The organism is Formosa bonchosmolovskayae (genome assembly GCF_051016085.1).
In the GTDB taxonomy this organism is placed as follows: Bacteria; Bacteroidota; Bacteroidia; order Flavobacteriales; family Flavobacteriaceae; genus Formosa.
Genome location: NZ_CP174605.1, coordinates 1,049,523 through 1,070,763 on the forward strand (window position 1 = coordinate 1,049,523; position 21,241 = coordinate 1,070,763).

13 protein-coding genes and 1 tRNA gene are annotated in these 21,241 nt (G+C 36.6%); 5 read left to right on the forward strand and 9 right to left on the reverse strand.

Going from position 1 to position 21,241, the window contains the following annotated elements:
* Positions 1-10 precede the first annotated feature (10 nt).
* Entirely contained in the window at positions 11-1,132 is a 1,122-nt protein-coding gene (locus ACKC83_RS04380; protein ID WP_434037142.1) for an FG-GAP repeat domain-containing protein, read from the forward strand.
* A gap of 170 nt (positions 1,133-1,302) precedes the next feature.
* Here ACKC83_RS04380 and ACKC83_RS04385 read toward each other — a convergent pair whose 3' ends face one another.
* The 8 genes from ACKC83_RS04385 to ACKC83_RS04420 all read right to left on the reverse strand — a co-directional run bounded on the left by ACKC83_RS04385 (position 1,303) and on the right by ACKC83_RS04420 (position 16,662).
* Entirely contained in the window at positions 1,303-3,246 is a 1,944-nt protein-coding gene (locus tag ACKC83_RS04385) for an OmpA family protein (protein WP_434037143.1), read from the reverse strand.
* 16 nt (positions 3,247-3,262) lie between these two features.
* Positions 3,263-4,210 carry a PorP/SprF family type IX secretion system membrane protein gene (locus ACKC83_RS04390; RefSeq protein WP_434037144.1) on the reverse strand — a complete coding sequence of 316 codons (948 nt, stop codon included), beginning with the start codon at positions 4,208-4,210 and terminating at the stop codon, positions 3,263-3,265.
* Position 4,211: 1 nt separating this feature from the next.
* Positions 4,212-5,453: a gliding motility-associated C-terminal domain-containing protein gene (locus ACKC83_RS04395; protein ID WP_434037145.1), complete on the reverse strand. Its 1,242-nt coding sequence runs from the start codon at positions 5,451-5,453 to the stop codon at positions 4,212-4,214.
* Between the two features lie 182 nt (positions 5,454-5,635).
* Positions 5,636-11,767: a hypothetical protein gene (locus ACKC83_RS04400; protein ID WP_434037146.1), complete on the reverse strand. Its 6,132-nt coding sequence runs from the start codon at positions 11,765-11,767 to the stop codon at positions 5,636-5,638.
* A gap of 88 nt (positions 11,768-11,855) precedes the next feature.
* Positions 11,856-13,112 (reverse strand): hypothetical protein, encoded by a 1,257-nt coding sequence (locus ACKC83_RS04405; protein WP_434037147.1) that lies wholly within the window; start codon positions 13,110-13,112, stop codon positions 11,856-11,858.
* A gap of 701 nt (positions 13,113-13,813) precedes the next feature.
* On the reverse strand, positions 13,814-15,310 hold the full coding sequence (locus ACKC83_RS04410) for a helix-turn-helix domain-containing protein (RefSeq protein WP_434037148.1): 1,497 nt from the start codon (positions 15,308-15,310) through the stop codon (positions 13,814-13,816).
* 475 nt (positions 15,311-15,785) lie between these two features.
* Positions 15,786-15,859: transfer RNA gene (locus tag ACKC83_RS04415), tRNA-Ala, on the reverse strand.
* An 8-nt stretch (positions 15,860-15,867) separates the two neighbouring features.
* Entirely contained in the window at positions 15,868-16,662 is a 795-nt protein-coding gene (locus tag ACKC83_RS04420; protein ID WP_434037149.1) for a universal stress protein, read from the reverse strand.
* Positions 16,663-16,809: 147 nt separating this feature from the next.
* Between ACKC83_RS04420 and ACKC83_RS04425 the strand changes: the two genes are divergently transcribed.
* Together ACKC83_RS04425 and ACKC83_RS04430 are read left to right on the forward strand one after the other, a co-directional pair.
* Positions 16,810-18,135 (forward strand): MATE family efflux transporter, encoded by a 1,326-nt coding sequence (locus ACKC83_RS04425; RefSeq protein WP_434037150.1) that lies wholly within the window; start codon positions 16,810-16,812, stop codon positions 18,133-18,135.
* 124 nt (positions 18,136-18,259) lie between these two features.
* Entirely contained in the window at positions 18,260-18,433 is a 174-nt protein-coding gene (locus ACKC83_RS04430; protein WP_169740915.1) for a hypothetical protein, read from the forward strand.
* Positions 18,434-18,535: 102 nt separating this feature from the next.
* Here ACKC83_RS04430 and ACKC83_RS04435 read toward each other — a convergent pair whose 3' ends face one another.
* The gene (locus tag ACKC83_RS04435; RefSeq protein ID WP_434037151.1) at positions 18,536-19,177 is read right to left on the reverse strand and encodes a 2OG-Fe(II) oxygenase; all 642 of its coding nucleotides are present in this window, start codon (positions 19,175-19,177) and stop codon (positions 18,536-18,538) included.
* Positions 19,178-19,317: 140 nt separating this feature from the next.
* On the opposite strand from ACKC83_RS04435, the gene ACKC83_RS04440 reads away from it, so the two are divergent.
* Together ACKC83_RS04440 and ACKC83_RS04445 are read left to right on the forward strand one after the other, a co-directional pair.
* A complete protein-coding gene (locus ACKC83_RS04440) occupies positions 19,318-19,770 on the forward strand; it encodes a 6-pyruvoyl trahydropterin synthase family protein (RefSeq protein WP_038526036.1) in 453 nt (150 codons plus the stop codon).
* 137 nt (positions 19,771-19,907) lie between these two features.
* Positions 19,908-20,672 (forward strand): UDP-2,3-diacylglucosamine diphosphatase, encoded by a 765-nt coding sequence (locus ACKC83_RS04445; protein ID WP_434037152.1) that lies wholly within the window; start codon positions 19,908-19,910, stop codon positions 20,670-20,672.
* The last annotated feature ends 569 nt before the right edge of the window (positions 20,673-21,241 follow it).

The following is a 21,241-nucleotide window of genomic DNA, read 5'->3' on the forward strand; positions in this document are numbered from 1 at the left end:
TAGAGAAATCATGAAATACATTCTCTTGGCACTTTTTTCTAGTTACATGCTTTCGGTTCATGCTCAGAAATCAAGCTTCTTTAATAATAGTAGAACCATTTTAGGAGTCCATAAAGAGCGTACCGCTTCTATGGGCATTGGCGATATAGATAGCGATGGCGATTTAGATGTTGTTATTGCGAATGGTAGGCACTGGCCAGGACAGAATAAAATCTTTATAAACAATGGCCGTGGCATGTTTACGGTTTCAAAACACTTAGGTTTAGAACAAGAAACCAGTTACGCAACAGAGCTTGCAGATTTTAATGGTGATGGATATTTAGATATCGCGGTAGGAAACGATATGGCGCCGAATTATATTTTTATAAACGACGGTAAAGGGAATTTTACTAAAGGCACTAGTTTTGGTGCAAAATACGGACCGACAAGAAATATTGTTGTTGCCGATATAGATAACGATACCGATTTAGATATTTTAATTACCAATAGAGGCAGTGAAAACGAAATTTGTTTTAATAACGGACATGGAGTATTTACAGAAGTTATTGGATTTGGAAGCAAAAAAGATTCGACTATAGATGTCGAGGTTGCCGATATGAATAGTGACGGACATTTAGATCTTATTTTAGCAAATAGAGACGATCAACCCAACTATGTATATTTAAATGATGGGAATCTAAACTTTAATATAAAAACACCTTACGGAACAGGTAACGATGCTACAAGATCTGTAGCTGTTACAGATATTGACAACGATGGTTTCAAGGATATTATAACAGCAAATATTGGCGAGCCTAATGTTATTTATTTCGGAAATGAAAAAGGAACATACGGGCGCAAAGTAATATTCGACACGAGCTCAGATAAATCGTATGCCGTATCTATTGGCGACTTAAATGATGATGGTAATACAGATATTGCGATAGGTAATGTAGGTGCCCCAAACACTGTTTTTATTAACTCCGCTCATGCAAGGTCTTGGGAGAAAATGCAATTAAATAATCAAGATTTTAGTACATACGATATTTTAATGTTCGACTTAAATGGTGATAATAAACTAGATCTTATTGAAAGTAATTCAGACGAATTAAATCAGTTTTATTTTAATAGGTTACCGGCAAAACGTCCTTAAACTCATTAACAACGTAATCTTTTTTATAATTAAAAAGAAAAAATTGTTTTGGCTTAAGATTTAAATCCCTCTTTTAAAGTGCTATTAATCTATAAAACTCAAGGAGATTTTTTTCGTAATTAATCTACCATAATATGTACAAGACTATCTAAAAAAGAGGGTAATTAAACTTATTTGGTCACTATAAATTCACTTCTTCTGTTTTGCTGATGTTCAAAACTAGAACACTTCACTCCATTAGAACATTTATTTATTAATACCGTTTCTCCAAAACCTTTTGCAGTTATCCTATTGCTATCAATGTTTTTACTTACCAAATAATCACGAGTAGATTGTGCTCGTCTGGAAGACAGTTTCATATTGTAATCATCGTCACCTCGACTATCGGTATAAGATCGTATTTCGATCTTTAAATCAGGGTAAGTATTTAAAGTCACCAGTATTTTTTGCAACTCGACTTCTGCATCATCTCGAATATTGGACTGATTATAATCGAAATAGATTACTGGAATATTTAAAACCTTAGCCAAATCTATTTCAGGAACAAGATCTACTATATTTGGTTGCAATTGAAAATTAATTTCTTGATGATCTAAATTTATTTTAGAGATATGTTCATCTGCATCATAGCGCGCTTTCTCCGATTTCAGAAAATACGATGTATACGTATTCGTTTCTACCGTATAAAACCCATTTTCATTAGTAAAGACTTCCTGTAACACCAGTCCATCGGAATCCCTTAGACTTACCCTAACATCTTCAATAGGTTTTTTAGATTGTTTATCGGTTACATATCCTTCTATTATAGAAAGATATACATCTACTATTGGGGCATTTTCTTTAAACGTATATATATTATCGTAAACAAATTCCCCGGCTTTAGTAGATCGATTAGAACTTATAAATCCTCTACGTGTTGTTAAATCTATTCCAAATGCAAAATCGTCTGCATAAGAGTTTACAGGTTCTCCGACATTTAATAAGTTTCCGTAATGATTATCTAAAATCTTGATGTAAAAAACATCTAATCCTCCAAAGCCAAAATGTCCGTCTGATGAGAAATAAAGCTCATCAAGAGTGGTTATAAAAGGAAAAGTCTCCTTGCCTTCTGTATTTACTTCCGACCCTAGATTTACTGGTTCTCCTAAATCTCCTCCTGGAGAAATTGTAGACATATAAATATCTGATTCGCCATAACCACCTGGACGGTCCGATGAAAAATATAGTTTAGTTCCTTCAGCATTTAAAGTTGGATTGGCCGTTGAAAAATTGTCGCTATTAATTGATAACTCTACGGCTTTTTGCCACTTATTATTAATCTTTACAGATTTATAAATTTTCAACTTATAATCATCTATATCATCATCAGAAGGTATGCTACTGCTTGTAAAATACATAGTATTATTATCTTTTGTAAACACAGGAGAAGATTCATGAAATTTGCCATTTATGTTGCCTTTAAGCATTCTAGGCTCGTTAATAGCTTGGTTTGAAGAATCTAGCCTAACTTCGTACAACGATAAAAAACTAAGACCATCCCAACCACTTTTATCATTTAATATTTTGTAAGAATCTTTAGTAGACGAATAATATAAGGCATCCTTTACTAATACATTTCCAAAAGTAATTTTATTGTCATTGTAAATTTTTCTGATTGGCTCTAAATCATATCTGCCTGAATTTTTATCCATTAACCTCAAATAATCTTCAGCTAATAAAGTCCCCGATTCTAAATCATTTTCTCTTGTAAAAATATTGAAATACTCCATGGCTTGTTCAGGTTTCCCTGTAGCTTTTAATGTCTGAGCATATCGTAAATTATTAACACTTTCCTTGGGCACCTGAACCATAGAGAACAAACTATCATACCATTTTACAGCTTGCCCGTATTGTGCATTAAAATAATAACTATTAGCAAGTTTGGCATACAACTCTTCAGACTTATGTCCATTTTCAGCAACTGATAAATAGATTTTTTGAGCATTTATGAAACTTAATTTTTCATAATTCTGATTTGCCTGAATTAATTTCTTTTCTTGCCCATTAACGGCCGTCACAGTAACCATGGCTAAAAACACCCAAAAGAAACTATATATAGATATCTTATTTTTCATTAATTTATTTTTTTAATTAAAAGAATCTAGGGTTTACTATTCCACTTCGTCTGGTACCTAATTCAAATCGTAAAAGTATCTCATGAGATCCATCGTTATAATTTCCTAATTCGGTAGTATCGTAATCATATGCATAGCCTATCATAATTGTGTCGGTTAACTGAAAACCTGCCAGCACACTAACCGCTGCATCTAACCTATAAGAAAAACCTATTGTTAAGCCGTTATTGATAAGAGCATTTAAAGACAAGTCTAGGGCCAAGGGAGAACCTGTAACAGATTTAACTAAAAATGCAGGCTTCAATTTTAATCCTGAATTCATTTTAAAAACATATCCCCCTATTAAATATAAATGCGCTCGTTCTGTAAATGTAGATGCTTGTATATCGTCATAATGTGTAGTTTCTAAAAAATTAGGAGTGGATAACCCTACATACCATTTATCAGAATATAGATATAAACCTGTACCAACTATTGGGGAATTATGACTTTGTTGATCTAGAGTAACGTCGTTCTGATTATGGATATTTAATTTAGTAGGGTCTAAATTCCACATAGATATACCACCTTTAATACCAAAGGCTAATTTTAATTCGTTAGCTAAATTTATAGTATAAGAAAAGTCTACCGAAAGTAGGTCTTCTGAAGTAGGGCCTATTTTATCGCTTAAAAACCCAACACCAATACCAACACCTTTAATTCCGATAGGAGAATGTGCTGAAAAATTTAGTGTTTCAGGAGCTCCATCTAAACCAACCCACTGGTTTCTATAAATCCCCAACATACTTAATGATTCTCTAGACCCTGCATAAGCAGGATTAATAGAGACCGTATTATACATGTATTGTGTGTATTGCGAATCTTGTTGCGCATGTAGTTTAGGAGTCATAAAAAACAGACTCAACAACAACAACACTAAAACAGATATATTTTCTTTTTTTGAAGTCATTCTAATTTTATTCATATTAGTTATCGCTTAAGTATAAGAAACCTGCTTTTTTATGAGAGGTGTTATCTGCCTCATTGCCATACTTATATTTTAAAATATAGTAATATGTACTAGCAGGTAACACATCAGAATCTTTTACTGTTAATCTTCCAGAAGAACGGCCATTAAACAAACGGCCATCTTCACCATAATTATTCATTTCATAAACCTTAACACCCCATCTATTAAAAACTTGAAGCGTAAGCTCTCTTGCACATGTATCGTCTGTTTTTTCTACCTCGAAATAATCATTTTTACCATCTCCGTTTGGAGACACATAATTGTAAACAACTAGAGTACAAGGCAATTCAGATTCAGTTTTTAGGCGTCCAAGTGTAAAAACACCATAATTAGTTGTGGCTGTTGTTATTGTTTGGTTATTGGGATCTACAACACCTCCTTCATCGATCCATATATTACTAGACTCGTCCCATCTTACAATCGTTAGCGCTTCTTGTGTAGCCGCTTCAACCAATGTATTTGGGGTTGTAACAGCACTCCAAGACAATGTAATTAAGCCGTCTACAGAGTTATCATTAACCCGATCTATAGTCCAATATTCTTGACTATTTACCTCTAATATATCTTCAGACTTAAGCTCGTGTGAAAACAAATCATTAGAACTTTCATAATAATACTTTCCTTTAAAGAAAGCACTAGAATTTTCTGGGGCAGATATACCAGCTAACCTATAATAGCCACCATCTCCAATAGGAAATGTAAATTCCTGATCTCCAATTTTATTTACAGGTCCATCTACATGACTAACATTAGAAGTATTGATGTGATTTCCATTCGTGTTAAATGTAATTTGCCCACCAAAATTATCGTTATCAACAACGCCTTCGTAAAAATCTGTAGTTCCACTAATATTTATTTCACCTGATACATGAAATGGGTTTGCGCTACTACTGTTATAAAACAAAACATTATGTAAATAACTAACTTGACTCCCGCTTATATTCTGAGTTTTGGAACCTATAAATTTTATTATCCCTGTGTTCTCATAAAAATCTAAAGCACCATCGTTATTAAAATGATCGTATACATAAGTTTCTCCATCGTTATTAAATGTTCCTTGACTTAAATTATCAAATTGAGACACCGTGGAGAACTGTGTATTTTCACTTACATACAATACACCTATATTAGAAGTCTGCGCTAGCATGCCATAAGTAAGGAGTAATAAAATGCTTATTTGTAATAAATATTTTTTCATGTGTCTAAATATTTAATTATTAATGAGTCTGATTTATTTTAAAAGAAAACAACTCTTTTTCTTTCTTCTAGATTTCCCTGAGGACAACAACAGCTTCTTGTTATTGCTATCCTCAGGATATTACAATTGTCTGTTATAAATTACTTTTTAAAATAAATCAGACTACTAATTAAAAACCTCTTTTACTTTACTTGATGTATTGAGAACTGGGATTCAAAACCATTCAATACACCAGCTGCAAGTAATGGTACATAAGTTCCAAATTTAATTTTATCTCCTGCATTAAGTTTAACTAAAGTTTGTGTAGATCGTGTTGGAGGAGAGACATCTAAATCAATAGTTAACACACTAACATTCACACTAAGATATCTATCCTCAGCCAGTAAACTTATACTGCCTGAAGTTCCGTCTTCTTTAAAAATCCCTACTCCAAATTCTGCTGCACTAACAGCCCCTTTTGAATTAGCCTGAACATATACTTCATAAATCCCATCCTGCTTAGCTGTAAAAGTTGATGTACTTGCATCATACTCAGAATTTTCATCAAATTCCTCTCCACTGGACGGGAAATTAGTAACACTATAACCATTAAGGAGGCTAACACTTAATAAATTATATCCACTTGTAACATTATATTTTACAAATGACTTTAAAACATCTGCAGAGGCTCCTGCTGGCCCTGTTAAATCTGCGGTAGTAAATGTTGAGTTATCTGAATACGTAATTGTAAAAGTACCATCTCCATTATCTGCAGTTCCTGTAATTCCTACACCATTACTTCCATCTGCTCCATCAGCTCCGTTTAGTGACGCTAACCAATCTGCTTCTGTTCCTGTAAATCCTCCGGCTACTGCTATTTCATAGGCTGAAGAACCGTCTGATCCATCAGAACCATTACTTCCATCGGCTCCGTCAGCTCCATTTAATGACGCTAACCAAACTGCTTCCGTTCCTGTGAATCCTCCGGACACGGCTATTTCATAGGCTGAAGAGCCATCTGAACCATCAGTACCGTTGGTTCCATCTGCTCCATCAGCACCGTTTAGTGACGCTAACCAAACTGCTTCCGTTCCTGTGAATCCTCCTGCAACGGCTATTTCATAGGCTGAAGCCCCGTCTGAACCATCGTTTCCATCAGTACCATTACTTCCATCTGCTCCGTCAACACCGTTTAATGACGCTAACCAATCCGCTTCTGTTCCTGTAAATCCTCCAGCAACTGCTATCTCATATGCTGAAGAGCCATCTGTTCCATTAGCTCCGTTTAATGACGCTAACCAAGCTGCTTCTGTTCCTAAAAATCCTCCTGCTACGGCTATTTCATAGGCTGAAGAGCCATCTGATCCATCAGCTCCGTTTAGAGACGCTAACCAATCCGATTCTGTTCCAGTAAATCCTCCAGCAACTGCTATCTCATATGCTGAAGCCCCATCTGAACCATCTATTCCATCCGTACCATTACTTCCGTCTGCTCCATCTGCACCGTTTAATGAAGCTAACCAATCTGCTTCTGTTCCTGTAAATCCAGCTGTTACTGCTACTTCATATGCTGAATCACCATCTGCTCCATTTAATGACGCTAACCAATCTGCTTCCGTTCCTGTAAATCCTCCTGCTACTGCAATCTCATAGGCTGAAGAGCCATTAGTTCCATCTACTCCATCATTACCATTACTTCCATCTGCTCCATCAGCACCGTTTAGTGACGTTAACCAATCCGCTTCCGTTCCTGTAAATCCTCCAGCAACTGCTATCTCATATGCAGAAGAGCCATCGGCTCCATTCAATGATGCTAACCAAGCTACTTCTGTTCCCGTAAATCCTCCGGCTACTGCAATCTCAAAAGCTGAAGAACCGTCTGATCCATCTATTCCATTTGTTCCATCAGAACCATCTGCTCCGTCAACTCCATTTAATGAAGTTAACCAATCCGCTTCCGTTCCAGTAAATCCTCCAGCAACTGCTATCTCATATGCTGAAGAGCCATCTGTTCCATTAGCTCCGTTTAATGACGCTAACCAAGCTGCTTCTGTTCCTAAAAATCCTCCTGCTACGGCTATTTCATAGGCTGAAGAGCCATCTGATCCATCAGCTCCGTTTAGAGACGCTAACCAATCCGATTCTGTTCCAGTAAATCCTCCAGCAACTGCTATCTCATATGCTGAAGCCCCATCTGAACCATCTATTCCATCCGTACCATTACTTCCGTCTGCTCCATCTGCACCGTTTAATGAAGCTAACCAATCTGCTTCTGTTCCTGTAAATCCAGCTGTTACTGCTACTTCATATGCTGAATCACCATCTGCTCCATTTAATGACGCTAACCAATCTGCTTCCGTTCCTGTAAATCCTCCTGCTACTGCAATCTCATAGGCTGAAGAGCCATTAGTTCCATCTACTCCATCATTACCATTACTTCCATCTGCTCCATCAGCACCGTTTAGTGACGTTAACCAATCCGCTTCCGTTCCTGTAAATCCTCCAGCAACTGCTATCTCATATGCAGAAGAGCCATCGGCTCCATTCAATGATGCTAACCAAGCTACTTCTGTTCCCGTAAATCCTCCGGCTACTGCAATCTCAAAAGCTGAAGAACCGTCTGATCCATCTATTCCATTTGTTCCATCAGAACCATCTGCTCCGTCAACTCCATTTAATGAAGTTAACCAATCCGCTTCCGTTCCAGTAAATCCTCCAGCAACTGCTATCTCATATGCTGAAGAGCCATCTGTTCCATTAGCTCCGTTTAATGACGCTAACCAAGCTGCTTCTGTTCCTAAAAATCCTCCTGCTACGGCTATTTCATAGGCTGAAGAGCCATCTGATCCATCAGCTCCGTTTAGAGACGCTAACCAATCCGATTCTGTTCCAGTAAATCCTCCAGCAACTGCTATCTCATATGCTGAAGCCCCATCTGAACCATCTATTCCATCCGTACCATTACTTCCGTCTGCTCCATCTGCACCGTTTAATGAAGCTAACCAATCTGCTTCTGTTCCTGTAAATCCAGCTGTTACTGCTACTTCATATGCTGAATCACCATCTGCTCCATTTAATGACGCTAACCAATCTGCTTCCGTTCCTGTAAATCCTCCTGCTACTGCAATCTCATAGGCTGAAGAGCCATTAGTTCCATCTACTCCATCATTACCATTACTTCCATCTGCTCCATCAGCACCGTTTAGTGACGTTAACCAATCCGCTTCCGTTCCTGTAAATCCTCCAGCAACTGCTATCTCATATGCAGAAGAGCCATCGGCTCCATTCAATGATGCTAACCAAGCTACTTCTGTTCCCGTAAATCCTCCGGCTACTGCAATCTCAAAAGCTGAAGAACCGTCTGATCCATCAGAACCATTACTTCCATCGGCTCCGTCAGCACCGTTTAGCGACGCCAACCAATCCGCTTCTGTTCCTGTAAATCCTCCAGCTACTGCAATCTCATAGGCTGAAGAGCCATTAGTTCCATCAGTACCATTACTTCCATCTGCTCCATCAGCACCGTTTAGTGACGCTAACCAAACTGCTTCTGTTCCTGTAAATCCTCCGGCTACTGCAATCTCATAGGCTGAAGCTCCGTCTGAACCATCGTTTCCATCAGTACCATTACTTCCGTCTGCTCCATCAGCACCGTTTAGTGACGCTAACCAATCCGATTCTGTTCCTGTAAATCCTCCGGCTACTGCTATTTCAAATGCTGAAGAACCGTCTGTTCCATCGTTCCCGTCTGCTCCGTTTAATGATGCTAACCAAGCTGTTTCGGTTCCTGTAAATCCACCAGCTACTGCTATATCATATGCGGAAGCCCCGTCTGAACCATCGTTTCCATCCGTACCGTTACTTCCATCTGCTCCATCAGCACCGTTTAGTGACGCTAACCAATCTGCTTCTGTTCCTGTAAATCCTCCGGCTACTGCAATCTCAAAAGCTGAAGAACCGTCTGATCCATCGTTTCCATTAGTACCATCTGCTCCGTTTAATGATGCTAACCAATCCGCTTCTGTTCCTGTAAATCCACCGGCTACTGCAATCTCAAATGCTGAAGAGCCATCTGAACCATCATTTCCATCAGTACCATCTGCTCCGTTTAGTGACGCTAACCAAACTGCTTCTGTTCCTGTAAATCCTCCGGCTACTGCAATCTCATAGGCTGAAGCTCCGTCTGAACCATCGTTTCCATCAGTACCATTACTTCCGTCTGCTCCATCAGCACCGTTTAGTGACGCTAACCAATCCGATTCTGTTCCTGGAAATCCTCCGGCTACTGCTATTTCAAATGCTGAAGAACCGTCTGTTCCATCGTTCCCGTCTGCTCCGTTTAATGATGCTAACCAAGCTGTTTCGGTTCCTGTAAATCCACCAGCTACTGCTATATCATATGCGGAAGCCCCGTCTGAACCATCGTTTCCATCCGTACCGTTACTTCCATCTGCTCCATCAGCACCGTTTAGTGACGCTAACCAATCTGCTTCTGTTCCTGTAAATCCTCCGGCTACTGCAATCTCAAAAGCTGAAGAACCGTCTGATCCATCGTTTCCATTAGTACCATCTGCTCCGTTTAATGATGCTAACCAATCCGCTTCTGTTCCTGTAAATCCACCGGCTACTGCAATCTCAAATGCTGAAAAGCCATCTGAACCATCATTTCCATCAGTACCATCTGCTCCGTTTAATGATGCTAACCAATCCGCTTCTGTTCCTGTAAATCCACCGGCTACTGCAATCTCAAATGCTGAAGAACCGTCTGATCCATCGTTTCCATTAGTACCATCTGCTCCGTTTAATGATGCTAACCAATCCGCTTCTGTTCCTGTAAATCCACCGGCTACTGCAATCTCAAATGCTGAAGAGCCATCTGAACCATCATTTCCATCAGTACCGTTACTTCCATCGGCACCATCAGCACCGTTTAATGACGCTAACCAATCCGCTTCCGTTCCTGTAAATCCTCCGGCTACTGCAATCTCATAGGCTGAAGAGCCATTAGTTCCATTACTTCCATCTGCTCCATCAGCACCGTTTAGAGATGCCAACCAAGCTGTTTCTGTTCCTGTAAATCCTGCAGCTACTGCAATTTCATAGGCTGAAGACCCATCTGTTCCATCAGCTCCGTTTAATGACGCCAACCAATCTGATTCTGTTCCTGTAAATCCTCCGGCTACTGCAATCTCAAAAGCTGAAGAACCGTCTGTTCCATCGTTCCCGTCTGCTCCGTCAACTCCGTTTAATGATGCTAACCAAGCTGTTTCGGTTCCCGTAAATCCACCAGCTACTGCAATCTCAAAAGCTGAAGAACCGTCTGATCCATCGTTTCCATTAGTACCATCTGCTCCGTTTAATGATGCTAACCAATCCGCTTCTGTTCCTGTAAATCCACCGGCTACTGCAATCTCAAATGCTGAAGAGCCATCTGAACCATCATTTCCATCAGTACCGTTACTTCCATCGGCACCATCAGCACCGTTTAATGACGCTAACCAATCCGCTTCCGTTCCTGTAAATCCTCCGGCTACTGCAATCTCATAGGCTGAAGAGCCATTACTTCCATCTGCTCCATCAGCACCGTTTAGAGATGCCAACCAAGCTGTTTCTGTTCCTGTAAATCCTGCAGCTACTGCAATTTCATAGGCTGAAGACCCATCTGTTCCATCAGCTCCGTTTAATGACGCTAACCAATCTGCTTCTGTACCTGTAAATCCACCGGCTACTGCAATGCTAACCAAGCTGTTTCGGTTCCCGTAAATCCACCAGCTACTGCAATCTCCATCTACTCCATTACTTCCATCTGCTCCATCAGCACCGTTTAGTGATGCTAACCAATCTGATTCCGTTCCTGTGAATCCTCCGGCTACTGCTATTTCATAGGCTGAAGAACCATCCGTTCCATCTATTCCATCAGTACCGTTGGTTCCATCGGCACCATCTGCACCGTTTAATGACGCCAACCAATCTGATTCTGTTCCTGTAAATCCTCCGGCTACTGCTATTTCAAATGCTGAAGAACCGTCTGTTCCATCGTTCCCGTCTGCTCCGTCAACTCCGTTTAATGATGCTAACCAAGCTGTTTCGGTTCCCGTAAATCCACCAGCTACTGCAATCTCATATGCCGAAGAGCCATCTGAACCATCGTTTCCATCAGTACCGTTACTTCCATCGGCACCATCTGCTCCATTCAATGACGCTAACCAATCTGATTCCGTTCCTGTGAATCCTCCGGCTACTGCTATTTCATAGGCTGAAGAACCATCCGTTCCATCTATTCCATCAGTACCGTTGGTTCCATCGGCACCATCTGCACCGTTTAATGACGCCAACCAATCTGATTCTGTTCCTGTAAATCCTCCTGCTACTGCTATTTCAAATGCTGAAGAACCGTCTGTTCCATCGTTCCCGTCTGCTCCGTCAACCGTTTAATGACGCCAACCAATCTGATTCTGTTCCTGTAAATCCTCCTGCTACTGCTATTTCAAATGCTGAAGAACCGTCTGTTCCATCGTTCCCGTCTGCTCCGTCAACTCCGTTTAATGATGCTAACCAAGCTGTTTCGGTTCCCGTAAATCCACCAGCTACTGCAACCTCAAAAGCTGAAGCTCCATCTGAACCATCAGTACCGTTTAGTGATGCTAACCAATCCGCTTCCGTTCCTGTAAATCCTCCTGCTACTGCTATTTCAAATGCTGAAGAACCGTCTGAACCGTCAGTACCATTACTTCCGTCAGCACCATCTGCTCCGTTTAGTGACGCCAACCAATCTGCTTCTGTTCCTGTAAATCCTCCAGCAACTGCTATCTCATATGCAGAAGAGCCATCTGATCCATCAGTACCGTTACTTCCATCGTTCCCGTCTGCTCCGTCAACACCGCTTAATGACGCTAACCAATCTGCTTCTGTACCTGTAAATCCACCGGCTACTGCAATCTCAAAAGCTGAAGCCCCATCTGAACCAGCAATTCCTTTCTCACCTGTTAAATCTGAAGTTGTAAATATAGATCCATCTGAATATAGTATAGTAAATGTGCCATTTCCATTATCTACTGTAGAAGTAATTCCAACACCATCTAATCCTGCCGGACCACTGGCTAAATCAATAACTATTTGATCATTATTTTCATTGAAATAAGTTATTGTACCATCTCCATTATCAACTATGGTTGTTATAGTTTCAAGATTCTTAACTAGATTAGTCATATCTAATGCAGTAACATCTCCATTTTCATCTTTATACTCTAAAGATTTTCCATCTTCGTTAAGACTAAGAAAGGTTAATGTTTCCACATTACTATTTGTTATAATTTGGACATCTCCATTCTCATCAATATAAGAATACTGATTATTAACCACATCCCAATAAACAATGTTATCTGGTAAATCCTGCTTTCCTAAGAATTTCACCCAACGATCTTGATACCAATAATAATATCCTGGACTTATTCCTGTGGATGTATTTGTATTATAAACCAACAAACTTTCAATATTTCCTGCAGAAATAGTAGTTTGATCTGTTAGACTAGTTAAAGGTACTTGTGGTATTAAAACCCCCTTATTACTAGATACAATTTCTAACTGCGTCGACGAATTTGGCATATCTGTACCAATCCCTACTTGAGAGTAGGTAACATGAGCCGTAAATAAAATGAGTAATAGTAAAATTTTTTTCATAAAATCTGAGTTATTTTAACGTATTGCTTTTACAGGTTCTTCGTTGAAAAAGAAGATATATTTAATAGATTAAAAGCTATTAAACACATTTTACTAAGCGTAAAAACCGTATCCACAATGTATTATTAAAATATTGTGCTAAAAATTAAACGTTTAGCTATTTTCCCGAAAACAGATAGGATTAAAAAAATAAAACCCTAATAATCAACAAGTTAAAATACAAGAAGTTATTATGTTTTTAAGAATTTAAAAGCTAATACTCAATTTATAACCATGAAAAAGAGCACCGAAAAAACGATTCAAGAATAAAACAGAATGATTCAACACGACGTGTTAAAAAACTGGTCTATTAAGAAATAGATTAAATGACAAAAGAATATTGAAAATAAAAAAGTATAAGATTTCTAAAAAGGAAATATGAATTCGAATAATATTTTTCTTACACAGCATAAAAAAAATCGATTCATTTTCTTTCTAGGAAAATTGAATCGATTATAACATTCTCTAATTTATTTAGACATCCGAAGAGGAAACACAACATAAAACACCTTGCTTTATAAGCCTATAAAGACAACTAAATATTCTTGTTTTTTTTTAGAAATACTGGTCCTAAAAAATAATAGAACAGAAAATAACTATAGGGAAAAAACAACGTACTTATTATAGCTTTTTTTTAATCTAAATCTAATAAGTTAACGAAATTAATTTATTTTATTTTTCAAATTGTTGATATAATATGAAGGCGAATATTTAGTGAATTTCTTAAAATTGGTAGAAAATTTACTATGTGATGAAAAACCACACTCTTTCGCCAAGTAACTTATTTTATAATTTAAATAATCGGAATTGGTATTTAACTTATTTACTATATACATAATTCGTAATCTATTTATATAAGTATTAAAATCTAAACCTTTTTGATCTTTAAGCACTTGCCTAAGGTATTTTGTATTTGAATTAAGCTGCGCAACTAAAATAGCTAAAGACATGTTTTTATCTAAAAAACGATTCGAAGCTTCGAAATCTTCTAGTTTTTCTATAAGTATTTTTTCTGTTTTAATTGTACACGTGACACCTGAAACTTTTTTTGCTTTACTATTAAATACTCCATTTACATACTTAAACACTTTTTTCCTATTATAATAAGCACAAAAGGAAGGTATTAATATAAAAAATATAGAAAATATAACATTACTAGAACTAGAAGGTTCGTGAATGCGAATATCCTTCGGTAACTTTTTAAATTCATTAGATGCTTTATTTATTAGACGTCTTGAATAGTTCTTATTCTGTCTAATAACAGCTATATATTTATAGCTATACAATTTAAAGCTATCAGCAATTTTAATCTGCTGATAATATTCTGTAATGTTTTTATAAACTTCTTCTTTTATAATATTATTATATTTTTTGGCAACCATCCGTAGACTTTTCTCGACATACACCTTGGAACTGTCTAACTGCTTCTGCTCTAAATAGACTCCAAGCATCCCATTATATATATTAGATTCCAATAAAGGTTCTGCCAGCGTAGTACGTTCAATAAACGATTTTGCTTTAGAATAATGATTAAGCGCAGAATTATTATCCTCCAAAATAATGAAACATCTTGCTAATTTTTCTTCACAGTGAGCTAAATCAAAATACTTTATATTTTCATCTTTCTCCTTGCTTAATACTACAATGGCAGATTTTAAATACTCGACAGCGCCCGTACATTCTTTAGCTTCAATACTATATTCTAGCAACTCAAGATTAGCCATTGTAATATATTTTATGGCATGTTCCTTATTCTGTATCTTCGAACTTGCAACAAAACTTTCTGCGATTAAATATTTACCCTTATCTACAAATCCCACACTTCTGTATTGTCTAGATAAAAAGGTATAAATTCTTGATTGTAAACAATAATTATTTTTGAGTTTAGCCAATTCTAAAGATTTTAACGCAAAATCTATGGAAGCCCCTCTTTTCTCTTCCTGTTCTAAAATAACACTCTTTAGCATTAACGCATGCATTTTATCTTGAGTACTCTCGGAGTACATAAATAAAGAATCTGCAACACGCATAGAATTTAAAGTATTTTTAGAGGAAATATCTAAGGTGGCACCTGAACAGAACGTTTCATTATAAATGGATTCTTCCTCCTTGGGAAAATAAAATATTATCGGAAATAGTAATAGTAAAGCATATTTCATAGTAGGTTGATTTGAGAGATCTTCTTAAAGTTAAAATTTTCTTAAATAAAAAACAAATGAAAATTTACATATTCGACAAATAACACTCACTACTATTGAAAATACTTCATAAAATATACAAGTTATTCAGAATAATTTAATTACATTATTATTAATCCCTTTAACTATACTTGCAAAAATAAAGGCTTAATTCTACTTATTGCTTACATTTGTCTAATTTGCAACCTAAGGTACACGTGATAATAAACTACATTATAATCCTCTTTGAAAAGATTATGGTATAATACGAGATTTAATTGTATAATTATTCCAATTGAAGAAACACCAAGCAAAAAGGATTATTACTTGAGTTATACAAAATGGTAGATTTTAATAATATTGCTTCTCAATTATTTGGGATTTATATTTTGACAACGTAGAACAAGTAATTCACAAAAAAAAGGCTCCGATTGCTCGAAACCCTTATTAACACTAGTGGAGAAGATGGGATTCGAACCCACGACCTCTTGACTGCCAGTCAAGCACTCTAGCCAACTGAGCTACATCCCCATTATAATTTATTTTACGCCCTTTAAAACCAACACTGGAAATGGGCTATAAAAATCCTTTTTCAAAATTACATTTTTTTCCCACATTTTAGCAAAAAATCCGCGCTTTCGTCTAAATACACAAAGTAAGTCCGGTTCATGCGAATTACAGTGTTGTAAAACACCATGAAACGTGGTCGGGTTTTCTGTAAAAACAGTTTCGGTTATTAGTGACGACAAGGAACTATGTACCTTAAAATCTCCTTCTTTAAAAAATGGTGTTTTTACTAATAATAAATTGACCACAGCTTTAAACTGATTTTGAATTTGTTTTAAAGGCACTAACGCTTGTTCCTTTTTTATTATAGCCGATTTTACAGCAACCAATACATTGGTCATTGGCTTAAACACATAACTCTCTGGTACAATTAACGACGGAATATTAGTCTTCTTAATAATCTTACCAGATATTTTTCCTAAAAAAACAGCCTCCTTAATAGCATTTGATCTCGGCTCCACGAGCATTAAATCGACATCAGCTGTTTTACAAATTAGCTCTAAAGTAGGTATTAATTTGCCTTTAAAACTCTTAACGACAATATCAACCTCCTTCGTCTCAATCTTAGCCAATAAATTATTTAAATAAGATAAACTCTCACGTTCTAAAACATCATCTGTTTTACCTAAAGTCCCAGATTTTACTCGCATACCATACACTTGTACAACATACAAACGTGCTCCAAAAGCATGAGCAAAATCTACAGCATACTGTAAATGACTTTCAATATTTTTCGAATGCCCTACAGGAACTAAAATATTTTTCATAAAAACTTATAATGATAAAAACGGTTATAAATGTAATAATAAAACACATTCAAAATTTCACTATTATTCAGTTCTTCATAATTAATACTTCTAAAAAAAATCCGACCTTCGCAACTACCAAACAATTTATAAACACCAACAGAACCTTTGGATCAATCCATATCTTTAAAACACATTAATACACTTGCTGTGCCTGCTATTATTGCGGGTATTAGCGAACCTATATTATCTATAACCGACACCGCAATAATTGGAAATGTAAACATTCACCCCACAGAAGCACTCGCCGCCGTTGGTATAGTAGGAACGTTTATTTCCATGCTAATTTGGGTACTCGGACAAAGCCGTAGTGCAATTTCATCAATCATTTCGCAATCTGTTGGAGCTAATAAGTTAGACGACGTAAAAAATCTACCGGCTCAAGCCATATTTTTAATTACATCGTTAAGCATTATTATTATACTGGTAACTTACCCACTAGCAGCATCTATTTTTAAACTCTATAATGCCTCTGGATTAATCTTAGAATATGCACAAGAGTATTATAAAATCCGTGTATTTGGTTTTCCATTTACCCTTTTTACTTTTGCCATTTTTGGAGCATTTCGCGGTTTACAAAACACCTATTACCCCATGATTATTGCCATTATCGGTTCCGCATCAAATATTCTTTTAGATTTTGCATTGGTATATGGCATTCCAGATTATATCCCTGCCATGCATATAAAAGGAGCAGCTTATGCAAGTGTTATCGCACAACTTATTATGGCTGTTTTATCAGGGTATTATTTATATAAAAAGACAGATATCCCTTTAAAACTCACACTACCTTTCAATAAGGAAATCAACAAGTTCTTATTAATGATTCTCAATTTATTTATTCGAACTCTAGCATTAAACACGGCCTTATATTTTGCAAGTTCGTACGCTACGAGTTACGGTAAAAATTATATCGCAGCCTATACTATTGCCATAAATATTTGGTTTTTAGGCGCCTTTTTAATCGATGGATTTGCAAGTGCAGGAAATATACTTTCAGGAAAGCTATTCGGTGCTAAACGTCCAGATTTATTAATAAGACTAAGTAACAAACTTATTGTGCTGGGCATTTTAACAGGTATACTTTTAGCTGGAATTGGGTGGCTGTTTTACGAACCTATCGGACGTGTATTCACAAAGCAACCCGAAGTTTTAGAAGCTTTTTACGATGTGTTTTGGATTGTTTTAGCCATGCAACCATTGTGTGCACTAGCTTTTATTTTCGACGGTATGTTTAAAGGTTTAGGAAAAATGAAATACTTAAGAAATGTACTTCTAGCATCGACCTTCTTGGTATTCTTACCAACTCTACTCCTGTTCGATTATTACAACTATAAACTATACGCTATTTTTATAGCCTTCACACTTTGGATGGCCGCTCGTGGTATTCCTTTAATTATAAAATTTAGACAATTGTTTTTAGTAACTAAATAATAATATTTACAAACCTTGAAACACTTCTTACAATAAATTTTAGATAGCCTATATAAAACAGAAACATTTGATAAAAAATCAACTAAATTTACTCCAAGAATAAAACTCCAAGACACAACAAAACATGATTGCGCTAATTCAAGACTTAAACATAGAAGACAAGATTAAAAACGCACCCGATTCTAATTACGAAATCGGCGTATTTATTGGCTCTATGGTTCCGTTTGTTGTGTTAGTTATTTTAGCTTACATCATGTATTATTACAACAAAAAAAATAACCAAGACCTAGACTTATGAACATTTTAGAATTTTTAAGCGGTAACGGACTTTTCCTTATACTTGCTATCGTACTCGTTATTATCTACGTTTATAACCGAAACAAAGGCGGACGTCGTTAAATTATCGCGTTTTTAACCAGCCTGTAATACTCAATCGTTTTGTGTTTACAGGTTTTACTTCGTGCTCCAAAATCTGACTTTCAAAAATAACAACTCGTCCAGGTAACGGATAGATTTTCTTTTCAACCTCAACACCATTTTCATTGGTGTAAATCGCTAATTCTCCTCCATTTTCTGGTTGCCAATCTTCGTTATTTAAATAACAAACAAACGATAATTTTCGTCTGTCGTCGTTCTGAAACGTATCTAAATGGCGCTTATAAAATGTGCCTTTCGGATAAATCGCATAATGAAATTCCTTATGTAAAATCCCTAGAAAACATGTTCTATTTAGGTAAGATACTAACGCATTTATTTTATTAAAAAACAAAGTTTCAGCAGGATTTACACACTGCTCATCTATCCATAAAATCACATCACCACGAATTGCTTTTTCAACCGTTTCATTTAAACGATTACCAATAGCGGCCTTCTTAAAAGCATCGGCTTCGTATTTTAAGAGTATAGAATCACGAAGTTGTGCCACTTCATTTTCATCAAAAAAATTATCAATAATACTGTATTGCTGATTCAGAAGATCATCAATAATCTTCTCGTATAACGGATGCTCAGCAACGACCAAATCTTCGAAAAGAGCAGTCATTAAAGGAATATTCTCATTTTAGTTAACTCTCTATATTTTAAAAACTTAACTCGTTTTTCGTATAAAAAGTGCGCAAATGTAATCTAAAAACAAATTGCTTTTACAAATTCGGTACCTTTGCACTGTTAAAAAATCAAATCATGAGTAATATTCGAATTACCAAACAATTTACTTTCGAAACCGGACACGCCCTTTATGGCTACGACGGAAAATGTAAAAACGTTCACGGCCACAGTTACAAACTTTCGGTAACCGTAATTGGCAAACCCATTACAGACAACACCAATGTAAAATACGGAATGGTTATCGATTTTGGCGATTTAAAGAAAATTGTTAAAACAGAAATTGTCGATGTTTTCGATCATGCAACCGTTTTTAACAAAAACACACCACACGTGGAGTTGGCAAAAGAATTGAGCGATCGCGGGCATAACGTCCTGTTGGTCGATTACCAGCCAACCAGCGAGATGATGGTTATCGATTTTGCGTCGAAAATAAAAACCTATTTACCAAGCCACATTGCATTACATTCTTTAAGATTACAGGAAACAGATAGTAGTTTTGCAGAATGGTACGCTAGCGATAATTTATAGGGCGTTCCCTTTCGCTGTGCTTCAGGTCAGGCTTTCGCAAGTCGCTTTTTAAATGCAAAAACGCATTTAAAAGAGCTCCAACAATTGCTCTATCCTTAACGCAGATCCAAACCAAGAACAATTTTTATATTTACAGCATGCAAATTCCAGAAGGCAAAAAAATATACTTCTCGTCAGACAATCATTTAGGCGCACCAACACACGAAGTCTCACTACCTCGTGAGAAAAAATTTGTGGCTTGGTTAGACGAAATCAAGCACGATGCAGCGGCTATATTTCTGTTAGGTGATTTGTTCGACTTTTGGTTCGAATATAAAACTGTAGTACCAAAAGGCTTTGTAAGAACCTTAGGAAAACTTGCCGAAATACGAGATTCTGGAATACCCATATACTTTTTCGTGGGTAATCACGATTTATGGATGGACGATTATTTCGAAAAAGAACTTAATATCCCAGTTTATCATAAACCTAAGGAGTTCACCTTTAACAATAAAACCTTCTTAATAGGTCACGGCGACGGATTAGGCCCTGGAGACAAAGGCTATAAACGCATGAAAAAAGTGTTTACAAGTCCGTTTTTTCAATGGTTATTCCGTTGGTTACATCCAGACTTAGGTGTGAAATTGGCTCAGTACATGTCGGTTAAAAACAAATTGATTTCTGGCGACGAGGATGCTAAATTTCTAGGCGAAGACAACGAATGGCTCATACAATATTGCAAACGTAAATTAGAAACCAAAGCTTACGATTATTTCGTGTTTGGTCACCGCCATTTACCTATGGAAATCTCTTTAAACGATACCGCCAAGTACGTTAATTTAGGGGATTGGATTGGGTACTATACTTATGGAGAGTTTGATGGTAGAGATCTTAATTTAAAGACTTACGAGGTTAAATTGTAATTCACGTCATGCTGAACTTGTTTCAGCATCGCATAAGTTGTTAATCCAATTTCACCACTATATGTTAATCGAGCGGAATCGAGATTTCGTTTAGATGGCTTTCGACTCCGCTCAAGCAACCTACATGCCTAATACACAAATCTTTAACACTATTAAATCTACGTTTTAGCATCCAACAACTAACTCAAATTTTCTTACTCTAATGAGACCCTGAAATGAATTCAGGGTGACGCCGCGATGTCTAAAACAGTATAGAGTTCAAATCAAAACTAGAATCACAAAACTAACATCAACGTCATGCTGAACTTGTTTCAGCATCACACAACTAACTCAAATTTTCTTACTCTAATGAGACCCTGAAACCAGTTCAGGGTGACGCTACGATGTTTAAAAACAATATGAATTTCAAATCAAAACTAGAATTACGAAACTAACACCAACGTCATGCTGAACTTGTTTCAGCATCACACAACAAACTTAAATTAACTTACTTTAATGAGACCCTGAAATGAATTCAGGGTGACGCCGTAGATTATATATAAATTTTAGTAAAATTTCAAAGCACCAAA